The organism is Paraburkholderia sp. HP33-1 (assembly GCF_021390595.1).
In the GTDB taxonomy this organism is placed as follows: Bacteria; Pseudomonadota; Gammaproteobacteria; order Burkholderiales; family Burkholderiaceae; genus Paraburkholderia.
Genome location: NZ_JAJEJR010000001.1, coordinates 172,415 through 184,526, shown reverse-complemented (window position 1 = coordinate 184,526; position 12,112 = coordinate 172,415). Strand labels below are relative to the sequence as shown.

The window sequence follows — 12,112 nt, the reverse complement described above, 5'->3', positions numbered from 1 at the left end:
GCACGACGATGAAACACAAAGTCGCGTTGAGCTTTGCCGATGGCAAGACCGCGTTCTTCGATGTAAGCCCGAACGAGCTGCTGCTCGATGCGGCATTGCGCCATGGCGTGAACATTCCGCTCGACTGCCGCGAAGGCGTGTGCGGCACCTGCCAGGGCCGCTGCGAATCGGGCGACTACACGCTCGATTACTTCGACGAGGAAACGCTCAGCGAGGAAGACCTCGCGCAGCGCAAGATCCTGTCTTGCCAGACACGCGTGAAGTCGGATGCGTCGTTCTATTTCGACTTCGACTCGACGCTGTGCGAAGGCGCTGGCACGAGCACCGTGTCCGCCAGCGTGGTCGGCGTCGAACTGGTGTCGGCGACGACCGCGATCCTGCGTGTCGATGCGAGCGCGCATACCCGTCAGCTCGATTTTCTGCCGGGCCAGTATGCGCGCGTGAAGGTGCCCGGCACCGAAGACTGGCGTTCGTACTCGTTCGCGAATCATCCGAACGAGCGCAACGAGCTGCAATTCCTGATCCGCCTGCTGCCCGACGGCGTGATGAGCAACTATCTGCGCGAGCGTTGCAAGGCCGGCGACACGGTCGAGTTCGAGGCGCCGCTCGGCGCGTTCTATCTGCGCCAGGTCGAGCGTCCGCTCGTGATGGTCGCGGGCGGCACGGGGCTCTCCGCCTTCCTCGGCATGCTCGACGACATCTCGGTGAAACGCAATGTCGCGCATCCGGTGCATCTGTATTACGGCGTCACGAATGCGGCCGATCTGTGCGAGACGGAGCGCATCAACGGCTACAAGGCGAGCATCGATGGATTCGCGGTCGAGATGGTTGTGATGAATCCGGCCCCGGAATGGCACGGCAAGACCGGGCTGATTCCCGAGCATTTCGATCGCTCGTTCCTCGAATCGAACGGCTTCGACATGTACGTGTGCGGACCGCCGCCGATGGTCGAGGCGATCAGGATCTGGCTTACCGAGCAGGGTATTCAGGACTACAGGCTGTTTTACGAGAAGTTCGGCGAGAGCAACGCTCTATAAGGCGTCCTTCGCGGTTCTATCGCCGCGCCGCGCGCTTCAGCGTCTCGGACGGCGACTCGCCGAACAATGCCTTGTATTCGGTCGAGAAACGGCCGAGATGCGACATCCCCCAACCCAGCGCCACCGACGAGATATTGCGCACCGAGCGGTCTTCGAGAATATCGCGCCGCACCGACTCGAGCCGGTAGCGTTTCAGATACGCGATCGGCGCACAGCCGAAGTATTGCCGGAATCCGTCGAACAGCTTGAAGCGCGACACACCCGACGCGCGCTCGATGTCTTCGAGCGTGATCGGCTCGCGCGCGTTGTCTTGAATGAATTGGCGCGCGCGGGTCAGATAGTGCGGCGGTGTTAGCGCCGACGCGTTGGCCAACTGCTCCGAATAGTTATGCGGCTGTGACAGCAGCAGCCCCTTGAGCAAGGTCAGTTCGAGTTCGCTGGACATGTAGAGCTGCCCGAGCGACGGCCCCGAGCGCTCGATCTCGCCGGCCACGAACTTGACCATGCGCCACCACGAGGCCTGGTCGCCGGCGGTCGCATCCATGTCGGGCTGGAACACGAGTGGGGCTTCCACTGCCCGTTGCAGCATTGTCTGCAGCACTTGTTGAAGGGCTGAGCGCGGAATTGCGACGTGGAGCTTGCGGCAATTGCCGGTGATCGCGAGATCCTGGGATTCTTGCGGACTGACGATTAAACCGCGATCCTGATCCGAGAACCATTTCTTGCCGTGCGCGGCTAGCTCTTGCTGGCCGACCATCGGTAGGCTTACGCTGTAGCAGTTCAGCGGGCTGTTCTCGCTCACCGCGACTGTGACGTCGGTGCCGTACTCGACGTAGCCGATAGTCGTCGCCATTGAACGTAGTACGGTGCCTGACTGGTGAAAACGGAGCCGCTCCGGGTGACTGACCTGGAGGCCGTGTGGGCCGCAGATGGAGGCCATCCAGTTGCGCGCGCCGTCCAGGTCGCTTAGCGCGGCATGGAGATCGCGGTTGGTGGGGTCGGATGGTGATCGCATACGCAGAAATCGAACTACTGAGGCTGCGCGCCAAAGGGCATCCATCGGGACGCAAAATGGGGGCATTGCGGGATTCCGTAAGCCTACCTCAAGCTTGCTCGCCCCGGGCGAATGAATAAAAACATTGTGCGCGGTCAAACTACCGTTGCGCTTGCTGGAGTTTTCCGCGCCAAATGAGAGCATGCAAAAACGAAACGGAGAGCCAGCGCATCTGTCATGCATTTAAATGCGCGAAAGGCTGTGCAGGCTTCTGTTTTCTTCGATCATCGCATGCACATTTGCACAGAATCAGGCAATTTGTGCTAACTCTGCCGCATTCGCGGCCCCGAGGCCGATAAGACGCGCAACCCGACGATTGCCTCGGCGTTCGCTCGAAGAAGTCACGCATGGCCACGACTGAACCAGCAAGCTGTTGAGCGCGATGCGCGCGATGAACAACGGCTCACCGCGGTCACCACGCGCGGACGTGACAGCAGCATGAGCATCGTCGGCGCGTCGCTCGAGATTGCCGCGGGCAACCTGGAGCTGAGCCAGCGCACCGAGCGGCAGGCTGCGTCGCTGCGGGAAACACCATCGAGCATGGAGCTCGCTGACGTCGATCGTCAGGCAGAACGGCGACAACGCGCAGCAGGGCAGCCCGCTTCCAGCGAACGCGTCGTCGGTTGCGCAGAAAGGAAGCGCGGTCGTCGGCTAGGTCGTCAGCACCATGCATGACATCAGCGATAGCTCTACGAAGATCGCGGACATGACGGGGACATCGAAGGAATCGCGTTCCAGACCAATAACTGGTCATCCACAAGCACGGGAAGCGTGCGGCCGTTAGCTAGGTCTAGCGGCCGCTTCGCCCCTCGCTGAAATAGACAAGTTGCCGTCCATCGGTAACAGCCGACAGTAGGTCTGCCCTCCTTCAGCTCATGCCGCAAGGCTCAGCCGGCTGATTAAGCGAGGCATCGCAAAATGCTACCGCGTGATCAAAAGCACTCTGCCTCATTAAACGACCAGCACTTCCGCAGGGGAAGACGGTGGGTCAATTGCCTCGCTACCCTAAATTGACTTATTCTGATGCACAAATTTTTCATACACTTGGGAAGTGTGGAGGAAACCAGTGCCAATCCCGTTTTCAATTACGGTCTTTGCAACGGCCGGCGATCCGCAAGGTATCCGTCACGTTGACAAGTCGAACTGGTCAGGTTCCGGCGTTGTGTTTCCGAAGGAGCTGTTCGGGCAATTGAAGCACGAACCTGGCTTTAATCAGGCCGGGCTTTACATCCTCGTCGGCAATGCCTCCGAAGAAACGATCTACATCGGCGAGGCCGACCCCGTGGGAGAACGTCTTAAAAACCACGTCGCAAACAAGGAGGGTTGGGTTTGGGGCGTCTATTTCTTCGACCGGCTCCACAAGATCGGAAAAACTGAAGTTCAATACCTCGAATATGAGCTTATTGCACGCGCCAAGCAGTTCGATCGGGCCATACTGCTAAACAAGAACATCCCCACTTCTCCGACGATGTCGCTAGTTTCTAGAGCAACGGCGCGAGCATTTCTCGAAGACATGTACCTGATCCTGCCGATGCTTGGTATCAATGCATTTACCCCTCCGAAGCTTGGGGACGCGCCGGAGGAACAGGTTCAGGCTGTTGCGAATAACTCAGTCGCCGCGGAAATCTTCGACACGATCGTCGTACCCGCGAGAGAGGAGGGATTTCAGCAGGAGTTCGTCGGCCACAACTGCTGGTTCGCAATTCGCATCAATGCGAAACACATTCCCAAGCTCAAGTACATTGCTGCTTACCGAGTCGCCCCTGTTGGAGCGATAACGCATATCGCGGAAATTGCGTCAATCGAGCCTTATGGCGAGACCGGCAAATACAAACTCAACTTTAAGGGCCCAGCAGCAACGGTCGGACCAATCCCCCGACTTGAAGATAGCGAAGTGAACATGCAATCGGCCCGTTATGCTCTGCGGGGTAAGCTCGCAAAGGCTACCAATCTCGATGAAATATGGTGCTGAAACATGGTTTCGTTCGGCATTCATTCGATGTATGGCGCATGAGAGAGGTCTCGCAATTGTGGCGTCAATTGTGACCGAACTGTTTGGTGCAATGGTTGCCCGGCACTAAGCGCAGAGGGGGTGTTTTCCTTTGCGTCCGAAAACTTGCAGCAATCATCTTGGCCGATCGATGGAATCGCAACCGTCTGACGATCGTTGCGACTACTGGTAAGGAAGTAGATTTGGATAGTTGGAAAGCGGTTACAAAGCGCACAAGAACGGAAAAGGGTTACAGGCAAATCACCTGTAATCCTTTGATTTTATCGAGAGGAGGAGGATCGAACTCCCGACCTTCGCATTGCGAATGTAAAAACCTCGCTATACAGATCAAGCTCTATAGCGTTGGTCTCGATTATTTGCCACAATCTTGCCACACTCCGCTCGAGCGAACACCCAGAAATGTCCACCATACGAAAGCGTGGCCCCTACCAGTGGGAGGCCCAAGTCCGCCGGCGCGGCTACCCACCGCAGAGCAAGACTTTCAATACAAAGGCCGAGGCGGAAGCTTGGGCCAGCATGATCGAATCGGAAATGTCGCGCGGCGTATGGGTCAGCCGCAGTGAGGCCGAAGCAACGACACTCTATGAGGCGCTGAAACGCTACGAAGTAGAAATCTCGCTTCCAAAGAAGGGGGCCGCACAGGAATTGTCCGTTCTGAAGACGTGCAAGGCAGTCGACCTTGCGAAGCGGCCACTAGCAACGATTCGCAGCGCAGACGTAGCGAAGCTTCGGGATGAATGGCTGAAGGACTATAAGCCCGCGACGGTCCTGCGTCGCTTGGCGGTGCTGTCCCATGTATTCAGCATAGCCCGCAAAGAATGGGGCATGGACAGTCTGTCGAATCCAATCGAACTGATCCGCAAGCCGCAGCCTAACAACGCTCGCACACGGCGCATTGCTGTCGATACCACGTCGGTCAGCACGGTAAGTGGGGAAGAATCCGACTCGCGTCGTGGCGCGGGTGACGGCGAGCTCGAACGGGTAGCCAAAGCGAGCGGCTCGGCGCTGCTGCCGTCCATTATCTGGCTGGCCGTGGAAACCGCGATGCGCCGGGGTGAAATCGTGTCCCTATTGTGGGTGAACGTGGACCTAAATCGCCGCATCGCGCACCTGCCGTCGACGAAAAACGGAGACGCCCGCGACGTGCCACTATCTTCGCGCGCCGTTGCTGTGCTTCGGGCGCTGAAAGACGCGCGGGATCACGCCAAGGATGACGCAATAGAAGGTGACGAAGATGACGCCGGCCGCGTGTTCCAGATCCGCAGCGACGCGGTCACGACAGCTTTCGAGCGCGCAGTAGCGCGCGCACGCAAGCTTTACGTCGATGAGTCCAAGTCTATCAAGCAAAGACCGGATGGCAAATTCCTGACGGACCTTCGCTTTCACGATCTGCGACACGAGGCAACCTCACGCTTGGCATCAATTTTCCCAATGCATGAGCTGACAAAGATAACGGGCCACAAAGACCCGCGCATGCTAATGCGTTACTACCATCCGCGAGCCGAGGATCTAGCGAAGCGACTGTTGTAAACACGAAACAGCGGTGTGCGGGAGTCAAATCCCGGACGCATTCCGCTCCGTGTAATGCGAAACTGCAGGTCACTCTATTCACCAGGCAGGCGAATCAGCTCGAGCTGGCCTGTAAAGCCCCATAAAGCCGCAAATCGCTGTTCGAGCGCGATCTCGGCCATCTGCAGTCGGCGTTGCAATTGAATCACCATGCGTCCCGTCGCGACAACAAGCTTTGACTTTAGGTCCATAATTTCTCTGACGTTCTGCACAATCGCCGCATGGGTTCCTACATCCGCCGGGTTGCCGGCCAGATCGAGCGCCGGCACAGGAACGTCTGCCAGTACTGCACTTCCGCGGCTGTAATACCCGCCCCTGAAAGGACTACCGCGCTTACGAACGAAGTACTCAATGGCGCGCTGGTTTAGCAGGCCCATGATGAACTCAAGGGAGTAGCCATCCCTTGGGTTTAGAACCATCACTTCGCCGGCCGTTCCACCTGAAGCCACGGCCACCCCCACTGTATCGAAAGCGTACTTATTTCCAGTCTGGTTCACCGAGTAGATAATCTTCGGATGGGTAAAGACGGTCTCCAGCGCTTGGTGTCGACCGAAGGCATAGAAAACCCCACTTGGCGGTGGCGGGGAGACGTCTCGTTCCTCCAGAGCAACTCGATAGTGTGAAAGGTAAGCCCACCCAAGCGGATAGCTGTCGCGCAGCGCCTTTGGGCTGAGAACCTGCGGGGCTCCGTTCGCGCCGGCCCGGTAAGGGAAGATAACCAGAGCATCGGCGGCTAGTTCACAGAATGACTTGACCTGCCCCGAGTCGTCAACGTACGGCCTAGTCAGAGTTTTCTCCACCTCCCATTTCAAGCCCTCTTTGTTGAAGACAACAGTTGTGCCGGTGTCGGTATAGTTTGAAATGACGAACACGCTGTTCTTGCTCGTCTGAACGCCATTCTTGATATCAACGAGGTCACTCAGCTTTCGGCTGTTCGCGTGCAGCATCGTGAGCACCGCCTGCTCTTCGGATGTTCCCGGAAGCACCCACGCATCCTCACCGAAACCAGTCAAAACGACCGCAGGTTGGATGTAGCCCTTCCCAGCAGGGTCCACTTCAAACTCGGCTTGCTTATGGATGTCGCGGTAGCGGAAGTCGGTGGCACCCCGCTGCAGCACTAAAATACACACGTAAGCAGACTTGCCGGCGAAGAGAGACTCATTCCCGAAGTTCAACACTTCGCGAATAGCGGTCTGATCCGCCAACAGTTTCCGAAGCTTGGCGGCCGACTCGATGGTCAGCCATTTGTTCGGTACCAGTAATCCGACCGCGCCCCCGGGCGCCAGTGCACGCAGCGCGCGCTCGATGAAGACGAAGTACTTGTCAAACTGCTTGTGGCTGCTGCTGTAATTTTTCTTGTAGTAATCGAACTCACTCCGGTTTGCCTTTCGCATGTCGTCTGTGGTCACGTAGGGCGGGTTTCCGATGACAACGTCAAACCTCGCAGGTAGACCCGCCGCCTCCCAGTCGATGGGGATGGTTTTGTCCACAACTTCCTGTGGCGCGTGAAAATCCGTACCGACGACCGTGTTGCCCCACACGACATTCCCGTTCAGGTCCGGGAGAATCCTCTTAGCAACTGGTAGCGTATCGGCAGTTTCCTCTTCCAAGAGCTTCACGATAAGGCTGAAACGTGCGACCTCAACAGCGTTGAAGTCCACGTCGATTCCGAAAAGGCACTTCTCAAGCAGCTGTCGCTTGGCTTCGAAGCGCAACCGAACTTCGTTGCCAGATACCTTGTAGACGCGCGGATCCCTAGGGTTACTCTTGAGGATGCTAATAGCCGTATTCACCAGCTTATCAAGTGCGTGGACTAAGAACCGGCCCGAACCGATTGCAACATCGAGGACTCGAACCTCGCATAGCTTCTCGAAAGTAGTCACCGGTACTACGCTGAACCGGGCGTCCACAGCACGTTGAATCACCTCCTCCACCAGCGGCTGCGGCGTAGTCACGATTTCTCGATCTTCGTACGCAGGTTTCTGGACTAGGCCGATGACCCCGCCGCTCAACAATTCGAGGCGTTTCGCGAGAAAGTGCTCGTAGACCTGCCCCAAAAAATCTGCATCCAACACAGCAAAACTGTATGGGGATGTGGGCGAGTAAACCTCCTCCACAAACTCGTGGAACAGGACTGCATTTAATTCGTATTGGTCTTGGAAGCGGTCTTCTGCGACGTCGAACAGCCCAGTGTTGTAACGGTCATCGAGCTTCTTAAACAACGTCCGCAGCTCAATGCTGCTTCGCTGCCCAGCGACTTTGCGAAGCGTTTCGCGGGCCTCAATGCCTCGGTCTTCGCACATGCGCAAGAAGATAATGCGGTTCACCACATTTTGCGCAAGGTCACTCAGTTCCTCAATGGAGAGCTGGGGGTATCGCCCGTGGAGCTCGTTTGCGAGCCGTACACGCCAACCATTGATGCGCGCCAAGAACTTCTCACTGACTGCCAAGGTGCCTGCAGTCGTACTCCCGTAAAAGTCGTCAATTGAACCGCGCGCAACATTGTCTCGACCAAAGCGTGCGCAAAGGTCAGAGAACCGAGTGGGCAGATCCGAGTAGTGGATGCTGTCCAAAAGCCCGACGTCGGCGTCATCCCCCGACTTAGGCTCAAGTCGCGTGTCGTAGATACGCAGGGTGCGAAAGTTCGTGAGAATTGACACCGGCAAGCCGACCGTATGCCCGTAGCTCCGCACCTGGAATGCTGCCGCCTTGTTGCTCGTGATGTCGACAGACGGCTTTTTTGCCTCGACGAAGAACTTCTTGGATGAGGCGATACGGAAGGTGTAGTCAGGTCGCCCGCCATCACCTTCTTGCGACTCTTCGCGCAAGATGTCTTTCAAGTTGTTCGGAAGCCCCTGGGCGTTGGCCATGTCCCAGCCCAAAAGTTCAAGCAATGGGTCGATATACTCGACCCGGACCTCTGTCTCCTGGTAGGCTGAGGCCGAGACAATCAACCTTGCCTCATCGGCCGCGAAGCGCGCCACGAGGTCTAGAAGCGGTGTAAGTACAGTCACTCGCTATCCTCCGTCGCGGCTTCACCGAGGAGGCGCTGACGTCGACTCCGAATGCGTATAAGAGCTTGACGAAGGAGTTCGCCCTCTTCTTCGCTGAGCCCAGCGGCCGTGAGAACCTTGTCGTCCTGCAATTTCAGCAATTGCAGCGGACAGGTGCCGGCCCGAACAGCTCTATCAAGCTGTGCTAGGCGGGGACGAAGCGCCGGAAGTGGCACCAGCAGCTTTTCGATCTCGCTGGGGACAAGCTCCAAAACTCCACCGCCGTAGTGTCTTCCCTCCAGTTCCGCGGTCAGAGCCGTAAGGCTGTTGATGAAGCAGTAGACCAATTTCTCTGCATTGAGGGCGCTTGATAAGGGCGTAATTCGGTACGCCGTGTCCGTCGTGTACGCGCCCAATTGGTTGAAAATCAGGCGAGGAAAGTTGTGAGATCTTTTAAGCAACCCGATTGGGGTGGAGTAGACCGACGGAACGCTGAACCACGGGGAGCGAATGCGACACTTATACCGGGTGTGTAGCTTCTGCGACTCCCCGAGTTCGATGTACTCTAGGACCCGCTTCGGTAGTCGAGAGAGATTCGCATCCTTCTCGATGCAGAAGAAATTGGTTGGTAGTCCACGCTGGCGGTTGGCTTCGTGAAGAGCCTGATCGTAGACCACACCCGGGCAGTGTTCGCTGCGACCGAACATCGGCCTCACGAATTTCTCGAGGCCGAACTTAGCGACAGTGCTGTCGTCGACCAAGAAAAATTTATTGGCGCCGGTGACGATGCCGACGTCGACCTTTGCAACGTCTCGGAACTGCTTTACGGACGGAAGACCCTTGGCCTTCTCAAACACAGCAAGCTCAGTAGGATCGAGGAGGACCTTCATCCACTTACCGTTCAAAACATCACCGCTGACGTACTTCGCATCTTGGAACAGCCGCTCTGGATCTCCGTTCAAGAACGAGTTGTCGGGGGCCGCGTGAATGGCTACGCCCTCTGAGGCCTCCGCTGGGTTGCCTTTCTTCTCCACCATTAGGAGCACGGTCCCCTGCAGCGTCGCTTCGAAAAGCAGCTCATTCGGATCTACCATCAGCACTCGCTTCGAGTGCTGGAGCAGAAACTTCCGTAGCGAACCTGCGTGCAGTACGTGCATCAGCTCAGATGGGATAACCATTGCCAGACGCCCGCCGGGTGAAAGCAGCGCCATGCAAGCAATCACGAATGGCACCCAGGCGTTGGTGTGTTTCGTGAATGCCAGCGAAAAGCGGTCGAACAACTGCTCGGAGAGCTGCTGATCCTCTTCGTCTAAGTACTGGTAGCGGATGTACGGTGGATTGCCGGTGACCGCGTCGAAAGATGTCCCGGCGTCGAGCGTCTCTTGGGCCCATCGGAGAAAGTCTGCCTTCACGACCCGCGCTGTCCGTACGCCCAGATTTGTTGCTGCCTTTCGTGCCTTCGCAGCTTCGCCCCCAAGCCTCTCAACTCCGGTAACGGTGAGGCTTGAGATGGCTAAACCGTCGAGAGCACGGATGAACGCTCCGTCTCCGCAACTCGGCTCGAGAAGGCTTTGCGGCTCGGCGCAGAGCACCCACCGCGATAGGAATCGGGCAATTGCGGGCGGGGTGTAGTACCCGCCTCGGAGCTTATCTTCGGTCTCGTTCTCTTTGAAATTCATACGTGCTGACTAAAAACTAAATTGCGGAGGGGTGTGTTCCAGCTTGCGGGCATCAGTTCACCGCGCTTGCAATGAGCGGCCACGCCACCTATGGCTACGTTTCAACAAGGCTGTAGTCCGAGCCTCTCCAAATGTCCCGTCAAACTTGATCCATCGGCAAATACAGCGTCAGTGCCTCACCGGCTTGGCACGACGAAAGCTGAATCCCTCATAGAAGGCGGGCATCCAAGCATTCGTAGCATCCACTGGCTATTGATGGCGTGGTTGCACCACGCCACAACGCTTGTAAATCGTTGTGCGGGATACGCCATAGCGGCGAGCGACTTCAGCCACCTGAATGTCAGGATCGCTTAACAGAGCTTTGATCTCGCGCACCTGTTGATCATCTAACTTAGGCTTGCGGCCACCCGCGCGACCACGGGCCCGAGCTGCAGCCAGTCCCGCCTGCGTACGCTCCCGAAGCAAGCCTCGTTCAAACTCCGCGAGTGCCGCGAACACATGGAAGACCATTTTGCCCGCTGCGCTGCTCGTCTCAATCCTCTCCGCCAAACTCTCAAAACCGACGCCACGCTGCTCAAGGTCAGCCATGATCTGCATCAGCTCGGACATACTGCGGCCGAGCCGATCCAGCCGCCAAACTACAAGCGTATTTCCAGCCCGCAACGCCTTCCAGCACTGCTCAAGCTCTGGACGGGCGGCATTCTTAACACTGGCGGGTTCCTCGTAAATCGCCCCGCAACCGGCCCGCGTGAGTGCGTCGCGTTGCAGGTCTAAATGCGGGTCATCGGTCGATACGCGAGCGTATCCAATGCGTTGATTCATTGACGCGATCAGAACATTGAAAAATTGACGGGTATATTAACATCGTGGCCGACTTCGGTGACGTGAGAAAGGACCACCAAAAACTGTTCAGAAAAGCACTGCCTTCTTGACTAGCGGTCGACACATTTGCATGAAAGCACCCCAAGCTCGTCCCCCGTTCCAAGCAGCCACGATTCCCTTGAATAAATCCATCGTTGCTCCTGCGATGATTTTGCCCTAATTAATGAGGGCACTACTAACAAATGAGGTGACCATGGCAACAGGAAAGAAAGCCGCGTCCGACGCTGGCAAGCAACTGCGCGATCCGAAATCGACCAAGAGGGAGAAGGAGGTCGCCGCGTCGGATCTCGCGCAACGTAAGGGCGCGACGCCAAGCAAGCCCAAGAAGAAGTAGATTCGATGAGGCACGGCGCACCCGTTTTTCGGAGCCGGTGTGCCTCGCATTCTCGCTGCAAGAGCTATCGATAAACAGGGCGTGGCTGATGCATCGCCTATGCAGACCTTGACGGATCGATTGTAAGCCGTGTTTCCGGGGTTGCCAGTGACCACCAATAGGAAATAGACAAGCTCAAGTGTTTGCTGCCGCACGCGTGCTCAATTCGTCCGGACCTGCCGGCGTGCACTCACTAGCTTGCTGCGCTTTGCGTATCTTCCGGTCCAGCCGCCGGGCCTCCTTCTCCAGCGCGTCAATTTGCTTAAGGAACGGGTGTATCTCATCCAGAAGGTGGGCCTCCCGCTCCTGAAGTTTCGGGACCACGTACTTGTAATCCCACTCGTATCGTTTCAGGGCAAGCCGCGTATCGGACCACGCGCGATCGATTGGGCGCAGCTTGGCCCGCAGCTCGCGCAGCTCCTGCCAGATGGCTTTCTGCCGTCGTTGGTCGGCCTTGATCAGGGCCATCCGCCGCAGTTCTTGTGCCAATTCGGGGCTTATGGTCATGAGCCGT

General features: G+C 57.3%; 9 protein-coding genes and 1 pseudogene. 5 read left to right on the top strand and 5 right to left on the bottom strand.

Annotation, left to right across the window (positions count from 1 at the left end; translation table 11 throughout):
* Window positions 1–8 precede the first annotated feature (8 nt).
* The gene (antC, locus tag L0U81_RS00840; protein ID WP_233799712.1) at window positions 9–1,037 is read left to right on the top strand and encodes an anthranilate 1,2-dioxygenase electron transfer component AntC; all 1,029 of its coding nucleotides are present in this window, start codon (window positions 9–11) and stop codon (window positions 1,035–1,037) included.
* A 16-nt stretch (window positions 1,038–1,053) separates the two neighbouring features.
* Here the strand turns inward: antC and L0U81_RS00835 are convergent, their stop codons facing one another.
* Complete coding sequence (locus L0U81_RS00835) at window positions 1,054–1,977, bottom strand: AraC family transcriptional regulator (protein WP_233804164.1); 924 nt, start codon at window positions 1,975–1,977, stop codon at window positions 1,054–1,056.
* A 475-nt stretch (window positions 1,978–2,452) separates the two neighbouring features.
* Here L0U81_RS00835 and L0U81_RS00830 point away from each other — a divergent pair.
* The 3 genes and pseudogenes from L0U81_RS00830 to L0U81_RS00820 all read left to right on the top strand — a co-directional run.
* A pseudogene (locus L0U81_RS00830) lies at window positions 2,453–2,835 on the top strand (methyl-accepting chemotaxis protein); the annotation flags it as partial.
* 322 nt (window positions 2,836–3,157) lie between these two features.
* Window positions 3,158–4,063 (top strand): GIY-YIG nuclease family protein, encoded by a 906-nt coding sequence (locus L0U81_RS00825; protein WP_233799711.1) that lies wholly within the window; start codon window positions 3,158–3,160, stop codon window positions 4,061–4,063.
* A 438-nt stretch (window positions 4,064–4,501) separates the two neighbouring features.
* Entirely contained in the window at window positions 4,502–5,632 is a 1,131-nt protein-coding gene (locus tag L0U81_RS00820; RefSeq protein WP_233799710.1) for a site-specific integrase, read from the top strand.
* A gap of 74 nt (window positions 5,633–5,706) precedes the next feature.
* On the opposite strand, the gene L0U81_RS00815 is transcribed toward L0U81_RS00820, so the two are convergent.
* The 3 genes from L0U81_RS00815 to L0U81_RS00805 all read right to left on the bottom strand — a co-directional run bounded on the left by L0U81_RS00815 (window position 5,707) and on the right by L0U81_RS00805 (window position 11,165).
* Window positions 5,707–8,685, bottom strand: a complete 2,979-nt coding sequence (locus tag L0U81_RS00815) for an Eco57I restriction-modification methylase domain-containing protein (RefSeq protein ID WP_233799709.1) — start codon at window positions 8,683–8,685, stop codon at window positions 5,707–5,709.
* Window positions 8,682–10,343: an Eco57I restriction-modification methylase domain-containing protein gene (locus tag L0U81_RS00810; protein WP_233799708.1), complete on the bottom strand. Its 1,662-nt coding sequence runs from the start codon at window positions 10,341–10,343 to the stop codon at window positions 8,682–8,684. The genes L0U81_RS00815 and L0U81_RS00810 overlap by 4 nt, the downstream gene beginning before the upstream one ends.
* A gap of 249 nt (window positions 10,344–10,592) precedes the next feature.
* Complete coding sequence (locus L0U81_RS00805) at window positions 10,593–11,165, bottom strand: recombinase family protein (RefSeq protein ID WP_233799707.1); 573 nt, start codon at window positions 11,163–11,165, stop codon at window positions 10,593–10,595.
* A gap of 253 nt (window positions 11,166–11,418) precedes the next feature.
* On the opposite strand from L0U81_RS00805, the gene L0U81_RS00800 reads away from it, so the two are divergent.
* Window positions 11,419–11,559 carry a hypothetical protein gene (locus tag L0U81_RS00800; protein ID WP_181321985.1) on the top strand — a complete coding sequence of 47 codons (141 nt, stop codon included), beginning with the start codon at window positions 11,419–11,421 and terminating at the stop codon, window positions 11,557–11,559.
* Between the two features lie 174 nt (window positions 11,560–11,733).
* Here the strand turns inward: L0U81_RS00800 and L0U81_RS00795 are convergent, their stop codons facing one another.
* Window positions 11,734–12,105 (bottom strand): hypothetical protein, encoded by a 372-nt coding sequence (locus L0U81_RS00795; protein ID WP_233799706.1) that lies wholly within the window; start codon window positions 12,103–12,105, stop codon window positions 11,734–11,736.
* Window positions 12,106–12,112 lie beyond the last annotated feature (7 nt).